The sequence below is a fragment of the Jannaschia seohaensis genome (assembly GCF_900116765.1).
Lineage (GTDB): Bacteria > Pseudomonadota > Alphaproteobacteria > Rhodobacterales > Rhodobacteraceae > Jannaschia > Jannaschia seohaensis.
The window spans coordinates 40,767-57,615 of record NZ_UETC01000010.1 but is presented as its reverse complement, the minus strand read 5'-3'; the positions used below and the strand labels follow the sequence as shown (position 1 = coordinate 57,615).

General features: G+C 66.0%; 14 protein-coding genes. 7 read left to right on the top strand and 7 right to left on the bottom strand.

Going from position 1 to position 16,849, the window contains the following annotated elements; translation table 11 throughout:
* Positions 1–288 precede the first annotated feature (288 nt).
* The gene (locus DTQ71_RS17115; protein WP_109565522.1) at positions 289–1,764 is read left to right on the top strand and encodes a fused MFS/spermidine synthase; all 1,476 of its coding nucleotides are present in this window, start codon (positions 289–291) and stop codon (positions 1,762–1,764) included.
* A gap of 25 nt (positions 1,765–1,789) precedes the next feature.
* Here the strand turns inward: DTQ71_RS17115 and DTQ71_RS17110 are convergent, their stop codons facing one another.
* The 7 genes from DTQ71_RS17110 to DTQ71_RS17080 all read right to left on the bottom strand — a co-directional run bounded on the left by DTQ71_RS17110 (position 1,790) and on the right by DTQ71_RS17080 (position 10,111).
* Positions 1,790–3,274 carry a flavin-containing monooxygenase gene (locus DTQ71_RS17110; RefSeq protein ID WP_109565521.1) on the bottom strand — a complete coding sequence of 495 codons (1,485 nt, stop codon included), beginning with the start codon at positions 3,272–3,274 and terminating at the stop codon, positions 1,790–1,792.
* 219 nt (positions 3,275–3,493) lie between these two features.
* Complete coding sequence (locus DTQ71_RS17105; RefSeq protein ID WP_109565520.1) at positions 3,494–4,645, bottom strand: alpha-hydroxy acid oxidase; 1,152 nt, start codon at positions 4,643–4,645, stop codon at positions 3,494–3,496.
* Positions 4,645–5,388, bottom strand: a complete 744-nt coding sequence (locus DTQ71_RS17100) for an SDR family oxidoreductase (protein ID WP_109565519.1) — start codon at positions 5,386–5,388, stop codon at positions 4,645–4,647. Before DTQ71_RS17100 ends, DTQ71_RS17105 begins: the two co-directional genes overlap by 1 nt.
* 10 nt (positions 5,389–5,398) lie before the next feature.
* Entirely contained in the window at positions 5,399–6,163 is a 765-nt protein-coding gene (locus DTQ71_RS17095; RefSeq protein ID WP_109565518.1) for an SDR family oxidoreductase, read from the bottom strand.
* Between the two features lie 2 nt (positions 6,164–6,165).
* Complete coding sequence (locus DTQ71_RS17090) at positions 6,166–7,464, bottom strand: M24 family metallopeptidase (RefSeq protein ID WP_109565517.1); 1,299 nt, start codon at positions 7,462–7,464, stop codon at positions 6,166–6,168.
* A 63-nt stretch (positions 7,465–7,527) separates the two neighbouring features.
* The gene (locus DTQ71_RS17085) at positions 7,528–8,337 is read right to left on the bottom strand and encodes an SDR family NAD(P)-dependent oxidoreductase (protein WP_109565516.1); all 810 of its coding nucleotides are present in this window, start codon (positions 8,335–8,337) and stop codon (positions 7,528–7,530) included.
* A gap of 22 nt (positions 8,338–8,359) precedes the next feature.
* Positions 8,360–10,111: an ABC transporter substrate-binding protein gene (locus DTQ71_RS17080; RefSeq protein ID WP_109565515.1), complete on the bottom strand. Its 1,752-nt coding sequence runs from the start codon at positions 10,109–10,111 to the stop codon at positions 8,360–8,362.
* A gap of 320 nt (positions 10,112–10,431) precedes the next feature.
* On the opposite strand from DTQ71_RS17080, the gene DTQ71_RS17075 reads away from it, so the two are divergent.
* The 6 genes from DTQ71_RS17075 to DTQ71_RS17050 all read left to right on the top strand — a co-directional run bounded on the left by DTQ71_RS17075 (position 10,432) and on the right by DTQ71_RS17050 (position 16,820).
* Positions 10,432–11,382, top strand: a complete 951-nt coding sequence (locus DTQ71_RS17075) for a sugar ABC transporter substrate-binding protein (protein ID WP_109565514.1) — start codon at positions 10,432–10,434, stop codon at positions 11,380–11,382.
* 87 nt (positions 11,383–11,469) lie between these two features.
* The gene (locus DTQ71_RS17070) at positions 11,470–12,267 is read left to right on the top strand and encodes an SDR family oxidoreductase (protein ID WP_109565513.1); all 798 of its coding nucleotides are present in this window, start codon (positions 11,470–11,472) and stop codon (positions 12,265–12,267) included.
* 120 nt (positions 12,268–12,387) lie between these two features.
* A complete protein-coding gene (locus DTQ71_RS17065) occupies positions 12,388–13,362 on the top strand; it encodes an ABC transporter permease (protein ID WP_109565592.1) in 975 nt (324 codons plus the stop codon).
* Between the two features lie 15 nt (positions 13,363–13,377).
* Complete coding sequence (locus DTQ71_RS17060) at positions 13,378–14,379, top strand: ABC transporter permease (protein WP_109565512.1); 1,002 nt, start codon at positions 13,378–13,380, stop codon at positions 14,377–14,379.
* Positions 14,376–15,887 (top strand): sugar ABC transporter ATP-binding protein, encoded by a 1,512-nt coding sequence (locus DTQ71_RS17055; protein ID WP_109565511.1) that lies wholly within the window; start codon positions 14,376–14,378, stop codon positions 15,885–15,887. The genes DTQ71_RS17060 and DTQ71_RS17055 overlap by 4 nt, the downstream gene beginning before the upstream one ends.
* 72 nt (positions 15,888–15,959) lie before the next feature.
* Positions 15,960–16,820: a fumarylacetoacetate hydrolase family protein gene (locus DTQ71_RS17050; RefSeq protein ID WP_109565510.1), complete on the top strand. Its 861-nt coding sequence runs from the start codon at positions 15,960–15,962 to the stop codon at positions 16,818–16,820.
* The last annotated feature ends 29 nt before the right edge of the window (positions 16,821–16,849 follow it).

Here is a 16,849-nt window from a genome sequence, read left to right as displayed (position 1 = left end):
GCCCTCCAGACGGTTGCCGCGAGGACAGCTTAGCCCGACCGCCTTCGTCAAGTATGGAGGCGGGGCGCGGCCTGGTCCCAATCGTCGCAGAGCGCAGAGGGCCTCAATCTTCCCAACTGTGCCTCCTCTCCGGGCTGGCGGCGTCGGCGGGCCGACGCCCCTTGACCTCACCGCGCCGATCCCGGACGTCGCCCCTGCCCTGCCGCGCTTTCGCTTGACGGGTGCCAGGGCCCGCGCGCGCATTATGTGCCCGCGAGAGGCAAAAGGTTGCGGGACAAGGAGTGAACCATGCGTTTCTGGACGGCGATCGGCCTGATCTTGGTGCTCTCCGCGACCGGCCTGACCTATGAGATCGCCGCGGGCCGCGTGCTCGCGCCCTTCTTCGGGACGTCGCTGCTGACCTGGACGGCGGTGATCGCGATCGTGCTGGCGGGCTTCTCGCTCGGGAATGCGCTGGGCGGCCTCATCGCCGAGCGCGAGAGAGGCCAGGCCCTGCGCACCGTGCGCGCGGCGCTGATCGCGACGGCGGTGCTGGCGGCCTTGTCTCCGACGATCCTCGGGCTGGTCTATGCCTTGGGGGCGCGTGGCACCGGAGGGATGCTGCTCGCCGTCTTCCTGGCCTTCTTTCCCGCCTCGGTCCTCGTCAGCGCGCCGTCGCCCCTGCTGGCGACGCTGGCCGTCGAAGCGCGCCCGGGCCGCGAAGCGTCCTCGCTGGGCCTGGTGCTCGCGGCAGGCTCGCTCGGCGCGATCCTGGGGGCTGTGCTGGCCGGTTTCGTCGCCCTGCCGCTGATCGGGTCGGCGGCGACCTTCGCGGGCTGCGCCGTGCTGGCGCTACTTTGCGTTCCCTTCCTGCGCTCCGGCGACAAGGGTGGGCCGGGCCACCGCGAAGCCACCCGGACGTTCGTTTCGGCGCTCCTGCCGCTCGGCCTCATCCTGGCCGCGACCAGCATCATCGGCCCGGTCTGCCGCTTTGAGTCCGGCCTCTCCTGCATCGATGTCGCGCGGCGCGGGGGCGAGGTCTCTCTCTACTCCGACGGGATCCGTCAGGCCGCGGAACGGGTCGGACCCGACGGGGCGCCGGACGACGGGTCGGAGCGGCTGGTCCTGCCCTACACGGACTGGATCTGGGACCGCATGGTGATGGATCTCGGCCCCGCGCCCTCGGTGCTGTTCATCGGCGGCGGCGGCTATAGCCTGCCCACGCAGCTTTTGTCGTCCCGGCCAGAGGCGGCGGCCATCGCGGTCGAGATCGACCCGTTGATCACCGATGTCGTGCGCCAGAATATGCCCTGGGCCGGGGATATGATCGAGCGGGTGGGCTATGACGCCTCGTCCGAAGCGCCGCAGCCCGGCCAGCTGGGTATCGTGCATGCGGATGGCCGGGTCTATCTGAACGAGACGGGCCACCGCTTCGACGCCGCCGTCATGGACGCCTTTTCCTCGGCTTCGGTGCCCGCCCATCTGGTCACGCTCGAAACCTTCGAGCAGGTCCGCCGGGTTGTGCACGGTCCCGTCTATGTCAACCTGATCGACGCTCCTGACGGCCCGCTCGCCCGCGGGACACATGCAATCCTGAGCCGCCTCTATCCGCACGTGGTCACGGTGCGCGGCCCGCTGAGTTCCCGCGGGACCGGGAACGTGGTCATGGCCGCGTCCTCGCGGCCGCTGGAGGCATTGCCGACGCTGCCGGAAGAGTATGAACGGGCGCGGATCACCCCAGGCCGCGCCTTCACCGACGATCGCGGCTGGGTGGGATATCGCTGACTGGCCGCGCCGCCGGAGGGGCGGGTCACGCCACCGCGGCCGGTCCCGTCCTGCGCCCGTAGATCAGCGTGCCGTCCTCCAGGTCGGCGCAGGGGATCTCCTCGCGCTCCCGGTAGTAGTCCTGGCTGAAGATCCAGGGCGCGCGATCCCCCTGCTTCGGCAAAATATGAGCTTGTCGCACGATATACCCCGCGTTGAAGTTCTCTGGGTCAATGAAAGGCAGCGGGGGCATGTCCGCGTCCTCGGGACGGAGCTGCGGCGTAACGACGGTGGACCCGCTTGCGTCCATATGCGCGAGCAGCCGACAGACGAAATCGGAGATCATGTCGGCGCGCAGGGTCCAGCTCGACCGCAGGTATCCGAACACCCAGGCGAGGTTCGGCACACCGGAATACATGATTCCGCGATGGGCCCAGGTCTGGGGCCAGTCGACCGGGTCGCCGTCGACCGTGAAGGGGATGCCGCCCATCATGGACAGGTTGAATCCCGTGGCCGTCACGATGATGTCGGCCTCGAGCGCGCCCCCGGAGGCCAGGGCGATGCCGGTCGGCGTGAACCGCTCGATTTCATCCGTGACGACCGAGGCCTCCCCGCGGGCGATCGCCGCGAAGAGGTCGCCATCGGGCACCACCGCGATCCTCTGACGCCAAGGCGCATAGCGCGGGGTGAAATGCGGATCGATCGGGAAGTCCTCGCCCAGATAAGCCCTGGCCCCGGCGAGCAGATCGGCGCGCAACGCCTCCGGCTCTTCGCGCGCGCGGCGGGCGGTGACGCCGCTCTCCAGCAAATAGCGCCGGCGCAGGATCTCATGCGTCCATTCAGGCGGCAGCCCGAGCGGCGCGAGCAGAGCCTCCAGGGGGGAGACTTTGGGCCGCGGATAGAAATAGGTCGGCGAGCGCTGAAGCATCGTGACATGCGCCGCCGTCCCCGCCATGGCCGGGACGAGCGTCGCCGCCGTCGCGCCGGAGCCGATCACCACCACCCGCTTGCCGCTGTAATCCAGGTCCTTGGGCCAAGTCTGAGGATGGACGAGCAAGCCGTCGAAATCTCCCTTGCCCGCGAAGTCGGGGACATAGCCGGCCTCGTGGCGGTAGTAGCCCTGGCACATCCAGAGAAAGCGGCAGGTGATCGGCGCGACAGGCCCCTCCGGCCCCTGGACGCGGACACGCCAATGATCGCCCTCCCAATCGGCGGACAGGACCCGGTGGCGATAGCGGATATGCCGGTGCAGGTCGTTCTCCGACAACGCCTCGTCGAGATAGGCGCGGATCTCCTCGGCCGTCGCGATTGGCGTCCCCGTCCAGGGCTTCCAGCCGAAGCCGAACGTATAAAGATCGCTGTCGGACCGCGCCCCCGGATAGCGGTGCGTATGCCACGTCCCACCGAAGTTGTCCTGCTGTTCCAGGATGGCGAGGCTCCGGTCCGGGTGACGCTGCCGAAGATGATAGGCCGCGTCGATCCCGGAGATCCCCGCGCCGACGATCACAACGTCAAGGTCTGTCTTCGTCATCGCACGGCCTCCCAACGGGCGCCGCCCCGATTGCGAGCGAGCCGACCTCAGATTGCGGTCGCGATCCGGTCCTGGCAATCGTTTTCGGCCTCAATCGCGAACGCGCCGCGCGGAGGCAAGGTCGGCCAGAGTCCGACCGGGGGTCGAGAGGACGCGCGCTTTCCTTCTCCGCGACACACCAAACCGGCGCGCGTCGACCATAAGGCGGTGAACGCGACCCTAGTCCTGGCTCGCAGGCATGTCGCTCAGCGCGGAGCGGGTGACATCGGCGAAGCGCGGCACTCCCAACTGTCCCAGGGCGCGCTGCAATTCAAGGAGCAGGATCTCCATCGCGCGCTCTGCGCCCGCGCGCCCGCCCGCGCCCACCCCATAGGCCAGCGCCCGGCCCGCGAGTACGAAATCCGCGCCGCGCGCCTTTGCCCGCACGAAATCGGCCCCCCGGCGCACGCCGCTGTCGAGCAGGATCGGGATCCGCCCGCCAAGGGCTTCGGCGATGGCGGGCAAAGCCTCGATGGTCGGCGGGCCGAAGGCGACCTGTCTGCCCCCATGGTTCGAGACGACGACCCCGTCGCAGCCCATCTCCGCGCAGCGCAGCGCGTCCTGCGGATGGAGGATGCCCTTGACCAGCAGCTTGCCCTTCCAGCGGTCGCGCAGACGCCGCAGGCTCTCCCAGTCGAAGCTGGGCGTGATCAGCGTCTTTTGCACATCGGCATAGCTTGTCGCGCTTTGCAGAAGGTCCGCATAATTTGCGACATTGGGCGTGCCGTGTTTCAGGCTGGTCAGCGCCCAGCGCGGGTTGAGCGCGCATTGCAGGACGACCTCGGGCGTGAAGCGGAACGGCACCGAAAGCTGGTTTCGGATGTCGCGGTCGCGCTTGCCTGCGGCAGGCACATCCGCCGTGACCATCATCACCTCATAGCCCGCCGCCTCGGCCCGGGCGATCAGCCCCTCGGTCACCGTGTCGTCGCTGGAGACATAGAGCTGAAACCAGCCATTGCCGTCGGCGGCCTCGGCCAGGGCCTCCAGCGTCGTCGAGGCCGCGGAGCTGGCTACATAGGGCACGTTCTGCCGCTTGCAGAGCCGCGCGAGCGTCAGATCCGCATCGGGCCAGAACGCGTTCAGCATCCCGATGGGCGCCATGCCGAACGGCGCGGCGAAGCTCTCGCCGAAGACCTCCGTCCCGGTGTCGATCCGCGACACGTCCACCATGTAGCGCGGGGTGAGCAACACCTCCTCGAAGGCCTCCTCGTTGCGGCGGAGGTTCACTTCGGCTTCGGCCCCGCCATCGACGAGATCGAAGGCGAAGCGCGGGATGCGCCGTTTTGCCTTCAGCCGCAGATCCGCAATGGAGGCCGCGCGGTCCAACCCCATCAGATCGTCATCCCGCCATCGATGGCGAAGGTCTGGCCGGTGGTGAAGGCGGACAGGTCTCCGGCGAGATAGGCAACCATCTCGGCGATCTCTTCCGGCGTGCCGAACCGGCCCATGGGCTGGCGCGCGGTGAACGCCTTGTGGGCGGCCTCGAAATCGCCCGTGGCCGCCAGCCGCTCCTTGAGGGAGGGGCTCTCCACCGTGCCCGGGCAGATCGCGTTGCAGCGGATGCCCTGCTGGACGAAATCGGCGGCGATGGCCTTGGTCATGCCGATGATCGCGGCCTTGGAGGCGCCATAGGCGAAGCGGTTGGGCACCCCCTTCAGGCTGGAGACGACCGAGGCGATGTTGACGACAGAGCCCGCGCCGCGCTCCACCATGCCCGGCAGGACGGCCTTGGTGATCCGATACATCGCCTTGGCGTTCAGATCGAAGGAGCGATCCCAGGCGGCCTCGTCGCAGTCGAGAATGCTGCCGCTATGGACCCAGCCCGCGCAGTTCACCAAAATGTCGATGGGCGGCGCGGCATCCACCAGCGCCTGCACGGCGGCGGCGTCCAGAACGTCGAGTCGCTCGGCGGTGATCCGGTCGGAAGTCTCTGCCAGACGCGCCACCGCGTCGCCGTCGATATCGGTCGCGATCACGGTGGCGCCGCGCTCGGCGAGGGCCGTCGCGGAGGCCGCGCCGATCCCTGCCCCGGCGGCCGTGACCAGCGCCGTCTTTCCCTTGAGTGTCTCGGTCATGTCTTCTCCCTTAGCGGGCCAGCCAGCCGCCATCCACGGTCACGACGCTGCCATGGCAATAGGAGGCCGCGTCGGAGGCGAGGAAGACGGCAGCGCCCGCCATCTCGGACGAGTCGGCGAAGCGCCCGGCCGGAATCCGGTCGAGCAGCGCGCGCGACCGCTCGGGGTCGTCGCGTAGCGCCTGGGTGTTGTCGGTCGCGGTATAGCCCGGCGCGATCGCGTTGACGTTGACGCCATGGGGCGCCCATTCGTTGCAGAGCGCGCGGGTCAGGCCGATCACCGCGTGCTTGCTGGATGTGTAGGCCGGCACCCGCAGCCCGCCCTGGCTGCCCAGGACGGAGCTGACGATGACGATCTTGCCCGAGCCTCGCTCGACCATCCGCTTGCCCGCCGCCTGGCTCAGCAGCCAAACGGAATCGAGGTTGACCTGGAGCACGCGCCGCCACTCGGAGAGCGGCATGTCCACCGACTCCTCCCGGTAGATGATGCCCGCATTGTTCACCAGGATGTCGAGCCCGCCCAGCGCATCGGCGGCGAAGCCCGTGACCTCGGCCGCCGCGGCCTCGTCCATGCCGGTGAAATCGGCCTGGACGGCCGCGCCCTTGCGGCCCGCGGCCTCGATCTTGGCCAGCGTCTCCTCGGGCGCATGGCTGCGATAGGTCAGCGCCACGTCTGCCCCGGCGGCGGCAAGGCCGAGGGCAATGCCCTCGCCGATGCCCGTCGCGCCGCCGGTGACGAGCGCGCGACGGCCCGTCAAGTCGAACGGATTGGCCATGGTCAGTACCGGTTCGCGATCGGCAGCTCTTCGGCCGGGAAGAGCGAGATGACCTCGCAGCCGGTCTCGGTGACTACCACCTCTTCCTCGATGCGCGCGGCCGAATAGCCGTCGCTTGCCGGGCAGTAGGTCTCCAGCGCGAAGACCATGCCGGTCTGGATCTCCATCGGGTGATCGAGGCTGATCGCGCGGCTGATGATCGGGCGTTCGTGCAGCGCGAGGCCCAGGCCGTGACCGAATTGCAGGCCGAAGGCGGCGTCCTCGTTGGGGAAGCCAAGGGATTCGGCGGTCGGCCAGACTTCGGCCACCTTGTCCGTCGTCACGCCCGGCCGGATCATCTCGATCGAAGCGTCGATCCATTCCCGAGCCCGGATATAGGCGTCGGTCTGGGACGGGGTCGCCCGGCCCACGTTGAACGTCCGGTAATAGCAGGTCCGGTAGCCCTGATACGACTGGAGAATGTCGAAGAAGCACTGGTCGCCCGGCCGGATCAGACGGTCGGTGAAGTTGTGCGGGTGCGGGTTGCAGCGCTCGCCAGAGATCGCGTTGATCGCCTCGACGTCGTCCGAGCCCATCTCGTAGAGCATCTTGTTCGACAGCGCGACGATGTCGTTCTCGCGCACCCCCGGCTTCAGCTCTTCGTAGATCATGTGGTAGACGCCATCGACCATGGTGGCCGCCTGCGTCAGCAGCTGGATCTCGTCCCAGTTCTTGATCTCGCGCGCCGCCAGCATGATCTGCTGACCGTCCACGACCTTGATGCCTTCGGCCTGAAGCGCGTGGAACATCGCGGTCTCTGCATAGTCCACGCCCACCGGCATGTCGGCCATGCCCGCGTCTTTGATAAGCTGCGCGATCATCTTGGCGTATTTCTGCATCAGGCCGAAATCGGGCGGAATCGTGCCGCGCATGCCGACGACGCCTGCGAGGCAGTGATCGGGCTCCAGCCAATCGGAATAGCGCTTGTGGTGCACGGCGGCCGAGCCGAAGTCCCAGACATAGGGGCTGTCATCGCCGGTCAGCAGACAGAAGCGGCACATCTTGTCCCGCTCCCACTCGCCGATCTTGGTCGCGGTGACGTAGCGGATGTTGTTCACGTCGAAGAGCAGCAGCGAGCCGGCCTGCGAGTTCTGCAGCGACTGGCGCGTCCGCGCGAGACGGTAGCGGCGCAGACGGTCATGGTCGATCCGGCGCTCGAAATCGACCGACGTATGACCCCAGGCAGGAAGGCGTTCGCGCCATTCCCAATTGGGCTCCAGGTCCTGGGGGGTGAGCATGTTCGGCATCAGGGCGCGTGACATGAAAGGCTCCTTCCGGGTGCGAGTGCGCACCCGAGTGTCGTTTTGAATGAGGGAAAGGGCGGCTTACTTCGTGACCCAGCCGCCATCGATCGAGATCATCTGGCCGGTCATATAGTCGCTGTCGTCCGACGCCAGGAACGAGGCCGTGCCGGTGATGTCGTCGGGATAGGACACGCGCTTGATGACGAGGTTGTTCTGCACGATGTCGTCATAGGCTTGGCCTTCGCGCTCCTTGAAGCCGATCTCGACAAGGTCCTTGTCGAGCTGTTCCCAGAGCGGGGTGACGACGACACCGGGCGCGTAGCCGTTCACGGTGATGTTGTGCTCGGCGAGGCCGAGCGCGCCGCATTCGGTAAGCGCCAGACAGCCGTATTTCGAGGTGCAGTAGACCGTCACGTCGATCAGGGGCTTGCGCGAGGCGATCGAGCCGACATTGATCAGCTTGTAGGGGTGATCCTCCATCGGGCCCTGGGCGATCATCTGCTTGGCCGTCTCCTGCATGCCAAGCCACATCGCCTTGGTGTTCACGTTCATGATGAGGTCCCAATTGTCCTCGTCGATGTCCATGAAGAACCGGGGCTTGTTCAGACCGGCGTTGAACAGGCCGACATTGATCGAGCCGAAGGCCTCGACCGTCTTGGCGACGGCGGCCGCGTTGTCCTCGCGCTTGGTGACGTCCATCTTCACCGCGACGGCCTTGCCGTTGCCCGCGGCGTTGATCTTCTCCGCCACGGCCTGGGCCGCGTCGAGGTCCAGGTCGCCGAGGCAAACATTGGCGCCTTGAGCGGCGAACGCCTCGGCATTGGCCGCGCCCATTCCGCGCGCGGCACCGGTGATCAGGATGTTCTTGCCCTTGAGGCGATTGGGGTCCATGTCGTCTCCTCCTCTGTCTCAGTCAGACCTGTGGTCTCATTTCGATGAGCGCGTCGGCGCGGTGCTGGGACCGGCGCAGGGCCTGGCCCGGCGAGATGATCCCGCGCAGCATGTCGTGGAATTCCTCACCCAGAATCTGCGTGATCCCGGTGATCTCAGGGATGGGCGGGCGCGGCCAGAATTGCAGCTCGTCACGCCAGGACATGCCGTCGACCGCCTCGAAGATCGACGACAGCCGCCGCACCTCCGGATCGGCCCCGACGGAGTAGCGCGCATTCGTGCGGCTGCCGTTCTGGACATAAAGCTTCTGCGCCTCGCGCGAGGTGAACACCGTCAGCGCCTCGACGGCGTCCGGGATGCGCTCGGGCGCGAGATTGGCGGGGATGCCCATGACATAGCCGCCGACCGGGGCGATCCTGCTGCCGCCGGGGCCGGCCGGGTGGGGCAGAAATCCGGTCTGTCCATGGGCCGGCGCGCTCTCGTCCAACTCGAAATACGGGGCGAGCAGCGTGTATCCATAGGCCAGGGCGACCTTGCCAGCGGCATAGGGCCGGATGCGCTCGAACCAGGACATCGACAGGATGTCGGGCGGGGAATAGTTCAGAAGCTCCATCAGGAACTCCGCCGCGCGCAACCCTGCCTCCGTGTCGATGGTGATCCTGTAGCGGCCATAGGCCAGCCGGCTCGCGTCATAGCCGCCGGCGATCCGCGGGAGGTCCACGACCGGCTGACCGAAATCCGCCAACGCCATCAGAACCGTGTGCCCCAGCGCCGTGCCTCGGGCCGCGTTCCAGGCGATGCCATAGCGGCCGTGGCGCGGGTCGTGCAGGGCTTTTGCCGCGCGAAGCAGGGCGTCAGTCGTCGCCGGCGGCTCCAGCCCGGCGGCGGCCAGAAGGTCCCGGCGGTAGAACAGAAGCTCGGGCGTCGTCTGTGCCGGCACACCATAGGCACGCCCGCCCCAATGCGTGCCCATCCAGCCAGCGGTGTGGAAATCGGCCGGGTCGAGCCTTTCCACATCCATCACGCTATCGAGCGCCAAGAGCACGCCGCGCTCGGCGAATTCCCCGATCCAGGGCAGATCGACCGCGATGATGTCATAGCGGGACATGGTGCGTTCCGCGTTACGCAGCGCCTCTTCGCGCAGGCGGTCGATCGAAAAGGCCCGCTGCCGGATCTCGGTGCCGATCACTTGCTCGAACTGGCGCTTGAGCTGATCCATGACCATGAAGGTCGGATCTCCGTGCACCAGCACGCGGACGCCCCCGGGCAGGCGCAAAGGCTCCGGGCGTACGCTGAGTGGAGGGATGGCATGGGTGCGCGTGGTATAGCTGCCGCCGAAATAGTAGTCTTGTTCCCTTCCGGAGCCATCGACAGCCCCGAAATGAGGCTCGGCCAGACGGCGCACGCGCCCGGCGAGTTGGCTCCAAGACGACAGAAGCGCGTCGCTGGGATGCATCGAGAAGGTCTTGCCCGTCTTCGTGCGGGGGCGCTGCTCGATCAGCCCGTAATCGACCAGTTCCTTCAGACGCCGGGTCGCGGTGGCATAAGGCGCGTTGCTCGCGCCGATCAGAGCCGTCGGGGTGACCGTCTTCGCCTCGAAGTGACCACGCAGCAGGTGCATGATCATCCGAAGATGCGCGTTCGGCTGCCTGAGGTCGAACGTGTCTTCCAATTCGTTGGTCAGACCCTCCAGGAACGCCACCATGGCCTGCATCTCGCCCCGGGATTCGGGCGGCGCGTTCGGCAGCGTGGCTTTTCCTGTCAATGCGTTCATGATGCGGGGGGCGGCTTTCGTGACCGGCGGGGCTGTCTCGACTTTGTCCGCCGGGGTATCCGATCTGGATATCGGCCTGGACGGCTTTTGGTTCGCCATGAGGCGTCTCTCTTGTGTGCAGGGAAAGGGAACCGTAACGTATCGACAAAATATCCATACTGGATATCAAAAAGTCGTATTCGGATATTTTTTTAAAACCAGGATCGGATGGACGCGGCAACACTCAGGGGGTCGCAGTGGTGCACCCGACAGAGGGCAATCACGCGGCGAAGGTTTTGCCGAACAGGCCAGAACGAAGACCCACCGGGAGGAAACGACACATGCAAACTCGCAAGATCCTTGCTGCAAGCACCGCGCTCATCGCGCTGGCCGGCGCAGCGTCCGCCGACACGTTCAAGATCGGGATCACCCAGAACAACGTCGGCGTCGACAGTTACCAGACCACCTACGAGCAGGCGTTCATCGCGGCCGCCGAAGCCAACGACAATGTCGAGTCGGTCGTTCTGGACGCCGGCGGCGACGTGGCCCGGCAGATCGCTCAGATGGAGGACCTGATCCAGCAGGAGGTCGACGCTATCATCATCTGGCCGACCAATGGCGAAGCGGTCATCCCCGCCGTCCGCAAGGCGCACCAGGCCGGTATCCCGGTCATCGTGACCAACTCCAACATCGCGGAGCCGGGCTTCGACTTCGTGGCCTCGTTCTCGGGCCCCGACAACATCACGCAGGGCGCGCGCTCGGCCGAGATCATGTGCGAGAAGTTCACCGAGATGGGCATCCAGGACGAAGCCCAGATCGTTCAGATCTCCGGTCAGCCGGGCTACACCACCGCCATCGAGCGCGCCAAGGGATTCGAGGATCGTCTGCCCGAGGTCTGCCCGAACGTGACCCTCCTTGAGACGCAGCCGGGCGACTGGAACCGCGAGAAGTCGCAGCAGGTCATGGAAGCCTTCCTGGTGAAGTATGACGACATCGACGGCGTCTATGCTGGCGACGACAACATGGGCGTGGGCGCGCTGAACGCCGCCAAGGCCGCGGGCCGCGAAGGGATCATCTTCGTCGGCGCCACCAACTTCTCCGTCGGCTACGAGGCGATGGAAGCGGGCGACTACTGGGGCTCGATCTACCAGTCCCCGGTCGACGACGCCGAGGCCGCGCTGCAGACGGCCATCGACGTGCTCGAAGGCAAGGACGTGCCGTTCCTGAACTACTTCGACACGCCGAAGATCACTCAGGACAACATGGGCGAGTTCTCCAAGCCCGTCTTCTGAGGACGCTCTCGACGGCGGGGCGCGCGGACCTGGTCCGAGCGCCCCGCGCATTTCTTTGGTTTCCTTAAAGACGACGGGAGGCGTGTTTTGGGACGTGTATCCGACCGGGTTTGCATCGTGACAGGTGCCGCGCAGGGCATAGGCCGCGCCATCGGGGAGGCCCTTCTGGACGAGGGCGCGATGGTTTGCTTCGCTGACATCAACGGCGACAAGGTCGCTGAGGTCGCCGAAGCGAACCGGTCCAGGTTGAACGGGGGTGCGGACGCCGTGACGTCGGCGCGCGTGGACGTGACCGACCGCGCGCAAGTTCGCGAGATGATCGCGCATACCGTCGAGCGGTTCGGCCGCCTGGACGTGAAGTTCAACAATGCCGGCGTGAACAAGCCTATGAACTTCATGGACGTGACCGAGGACAATTGGAATTTCATCATGAGCGTCAACGGCTTGGGCTGCATGATCGGCATGCAGGAAGCCGCCCGTCAGATGATCGCGCAGGGCCATGGCGGCAAGATCGTCAACACGGCCTCCATCGCCAGCCGGCAGGGATTCGACAACGTCGCGCCCTATTGCGCGTCGAAATGGGCCGTCGTGTCGCTGACCCAGTCGGGCGCGCGCGATCTGGCCAAGCATGACATCACCGTGACGGGCTTCGCCCCGGGCGTGGTGGCGACCGAGATGTGGGATCAGGTCGACAAGGATCTGGTCGAAATCGGCGCCGCCGAAAAGCCGGGCGAGGCCATGGAGGCGTTTTCGGCCGGGATCATCCGGGGCCGGGTCGCCAAGCCGTCGGACATCACCGGCACCACGACGTTCCTCGCCTCCAGGGACAGCGACTACATGACCGGTCAGATCGTGATGATCGACGGTGGCATGACGCTCGTGTGACGAACGATCCGGGCGTGCGGGCGCAGGGCTGCGCCCACGGCCCGGCAGAAGAGGCGACGGGACAGGGAGGGTCCGATGTCGGATGTATCACAGCGCGAAGGCGCCAAGCGGGAGGGAAAGATGTCGAGCTTGAGCAGACAGCAGATCGGCACGGTCCTGGCGAAACAGGGCATCCTGATCGCCTTTGTGATCTTCATCGTCGCATTCACCATCGCGAACCCGAAATTCCTTTCGCCCGACAATCTGCTGAGCGTCGTGCGGTCCTCCGCCATCATCGGCGTCATGGCGCTGGGCGTCACCTTCGTGGTGATCAGCGGGAACCTCGACCTCTCGGTCGGGTCGATGATGTCCTTCTCGACGATCGTCGTGCTGGATCTGCACGACAAGATAGGGCCACTCCTGGCGATCCCCACCATGTTCGCCATGACGCTTTGCCTCGGCGCGGTCATCGGGTTTCTGGTCGGCTATCTGAAGCTCAATTCCCTGATCGTGACGCTGGGCATGCTCTCGGCCATCCACGGCCTGACGCTCACCTATTCCGGCGGCAAGAACATGGATATCGCCGATAAGGAGGGCACCTGGTTCGGCTTCTTCGGCCAGGGCGACATTCTTGGCATTCCCGTGCCGATCCTGCTCTTCATCGCCCTTGCGGCGGGGCTGGGCATGACCCTCTCGCGGACGCCGTTCGGGCGGAAGGTCTATGCGGTGGGCGGCAACGGGACGGCGGCGACCTTCTCGGGCATCCCCCGGGCGCGGACCGTGTTTTATTGTTACCTGATCTCGGCCGCCTGCGTGGCCACGGCGGGCCTGATCCAGGCGAGCCGCAGCCTGGGGTCGCAGAACACCGTGGGCCAGGGGCTCGAGCTTGAAGTGCTTGCAGCCGTGATCCTGGGCGGCGCGTCGCTGCTGGGCGGCTCGGGCACGATCTTCAAGACGGTGATCGGCGTGCTGATCCTGGGCTTCATCCAGAACGGCCTGCTGCTGATGGGTCTCCAGTTCTACGCCCAGTTCGTCGTCACCTGGATCATCATCATCCTTGCTGTCTGGCTCGATATCGCAGCCAAGCGCGGCAAGCTCTGGTCGTCGTTCGCTTAAGGGAGGAGGCAGCCCATGCAACCCGGAGCACTCTCCAAAGCGCTGAAAGGCGGCGCGATCTGGGGCTTCATCGTCCTGCAGCTGATCTTCTTCAGCATCGCCGGCGAGTTCCTCGCGCTCTCTGACAAGGCGTTCATGGATTACGAAAACATGCTGCTGCTGCTCAAGCAGTCAGCCCCCATCGGCATCATCGCCATGGGCATGACCATCGTGATGGTGAACGGCAATATCGACCTTTCGGTCGGCGCGACCTTCGCCATCGCCGCGATCATCCTGCTGGGCAGCATGGACATGCTGACCGGGACGCTGGGCGACGTGATGGTGATCCCGGTGGCGTGGTTCCTGGCGCTTGCGGTCGGCACCCTTCTGGGTGCGCTCAACGGGCTGATCGTGTGGAAGACGGGGGTGGACGCCTTCATCGTCACGCTGGGGGCGATGCTGGGCTATCGCGGCATCGTCTTCATGTTCAACGGCGAAAACCCGACGAGCCATCTGAACTGGACGCTGGTCGACTATGCCGAAGCGCAGTTCCTGGGGCTTCACACGGCGACATGGTTCCTTGCGGGCGTGACGCTGGTTCTGTGGTTTGTGATGACCCGCACCGTGCATGGCCGCAACGCCTACGCCATCGGCAACAACCGTGAAGCGGCCGTAAATGCCGGTATCCGTGTGGGCCCGCACATGATGATCAACTTCGCGATCATCGGCTTTCTGGCGGCGCTGTCTGCGGTCGTGTTCTACTCCGAAAGCGGCTCGGTCAATCCCAATGACGGGCAGCTCTACGAGCTGTGGGTCATTACCGCCGTCGTGCTTGGCGGGACGCGGATTACCGGAGGCGCAGGCAGTGTCATCGGCACGCTCGGCGGCGTGATCGCGATCCAGCTTCTGCGCAAGGGCCTCGGCCATATCGGCGCGGACACGTCGACGGTGAACCTGGTGATCGGCCTGATCCTGATCGCGGTGCTGTTCCTCGACCGGCAGCTGAACGTGAAGGGCAAGGAGGAGCTGAAGATATGACCGACGTGAAACCGGTTCTGCGCCTGGAGGGAATCGTCAAGACCTTCCCCGGCGTGCGGGCGCTGGACGGCCTGTCGTTCGACGTCCTTCCCGGCGAGGTCCACGCCTTGATGGGCGAGAATGGCGCCGGAAAGTCGACCTCCATGAAAGTCCTGGGCGGGATCTATCAGCCCGACGAAGGCGCGATCATCATGGGCGACGAGCAGGTGGTGATGAACGGCCCGCTCGAAGCCAAGGCCAAGGGCATCGTCTTCATCCACCAGGAGCTGAGCCTCGCCGAGGAGCTGAGCGTCGCCGAGAACATCTATCTCGGCGAATTGCCCCGCAAAAGCTTCGGCCGGGTGGACTGGGCGCTGCTCTATGAGCGGACCGACGCGATCCTGAAGAAGCTCAAAGTTGGCTTCAACGCCCGCACCCGGGTCGGCGATCTGTCGATCGCCAACCAGCAGATGGTCGAGATCGCGCGCGCCCTCACCGTCGACGCCAAGGCGGTGATCTTCGACGAGCCCACCGCCTCGCTCACCGATGCCGAAAAGGTCGTGCTGTTCGATGTGATCGCGGATCTTCAGGCGGAAGGCGTGGGGATCATCTACATCTCCCACCGTATGGAGGAGATCTTCAAGATCACCGACCGCATCACCGTTCTGCGCGACGGGCAATATGTGGGCACGGTCGAGACCAAGAACACCGACGAGGAGCGCGTCACGCAGATGATGATCGGGCGCAAGCTCGACCTCAGCCGGAACGTCTCGCATCACGAGTTGGGCAATGTCGCGCTGGAGGTGCGGGGGCTGAGCTGCGGCAAGCTCTATTCCGACGTGAGCTTCGAGGTGCGGCGCGGCGAGGTTCTGGGCTTTTACGGCCTTGTCGGTGCGGGCCGGACCGAAATCGCCGAGACGCTGTTCGGACTGCGCGAACCCTCGGCGGGCCAGATCCTGCTCGATGGGGAGGAGGTCCGGATCTCATCCCCCGCCGATGCCATCGCCCGGGGAATCAGCCTCGTGCCCGAAGACCGCAAGGGCCAGGGCCTCGTGCTCGGCATGAACTGCCGGGACAACATGACCCTGCCCCAGGTCGACGATCTGAAGGCCGGGCCGTTCATGGCCGAGGGCGCGGAAGTCGCGATCTTCGATCAATATCGCGACAAGCTCGACATCCGCACGCCGGGCTGGAAGCAGCGCGTGGGCAACCTCTCGGGCGGCAACCAGCAGAAGATCGTCATCGGCAAGTGGCTGTCGATGCATCCCAACGTGCTGATCGTGGACGAGCCCACGCGCGGCATCGACGTGGGCTCGAAATCCGAGATCCACAAGCTGCTGCGCGGCCTGGCCGCGCAGGGCTATGCCGTGATCGTCATCAGCTCCGAGATGCCCGAGGTCCTGCACGTCTCCGACCGGATCGTCGCGATGTATTCCGGCCGTGTGATGCGGACCTTTACCTCCGAGGAGGTCACGGAGGATAACCTGATTCAGGCGATTTCGGGTCTGACGGACGACCGCGCCGCCTGACCGACGCCTGACCGTTCCCGTGTCGTCGCGCCCGCGCGCGGCGGCATTCCACAAATCAAATCTGGAGATCCCATGAAGCTTCTGCGCCATGGTGCGCCCGGCGCCGAAAAGCCGGGCCTGCTCGACCAGGCCGGGCGGGTGCGTGACCTGTCGGCCATCGTTCCCGATATCGGCGGCGACACGCTGCTCCCCGCCGGCCTGAAGGCTCTGCAAGAGCTGGACCCGGACTCGCTCCCGCTGGTCGACGGCACGCCGCAGGAGGATCTGCGCCTCGGTCCCTGCGTCGGCAACATCGGCAAGTTCATCTGCATCGGCCTGAACTATGCCGACCACGCCGAAGAGGCCGGCATGCCGATCCCGGCGGAGCCGATCATCTTCAACAAATGGACCTCGGCTATCTGCGGCCCCAACGACCCGATCCAGATCCCCCGCGGCTCGGTCAAGACGGATTGGGAGGTCGAGCTGGGCGTCGTGATCGGCAAGCCGGGCGTCTATATCGACGAGGCCGACGCGCTGGATCACGTCGCGGGCTACTGCGTCATCAACGACGTCTCGGAGCGCGAGTTCCAGCTGGACCGCGCGGGCACCTGGGACAAGGGCAAGGGCTGCGACACGTTCGGACCCACGGGGCCCTGGCTGGTCACGCCGGATGAGGTCGGGGACGTGAACGGGCTCGGGATGTGGCTCGATGTCGACGGAGAGCGCATGCAGTCGGGATCGACATCCACCCTGATCTTCAAGGTGCCCCACATCGTGTCCTATTGCAGCCAGTTCATGAGCCTGCAGCCCGGCGACGTGATCTCGACAGGCACGCCTCCGGGGGTCGGCATGGGCTACAAGCCGCCGCGCTTCCTCAAGGGCGGCGAGACGGTAACGCTCGGCATCGATCGCCTCGGCCAGCAAGCCTCGAAGGTCTTGCCCGCGGCAGGCTAAAACACAGCGGGCGGGCGGCGCGGACCGGC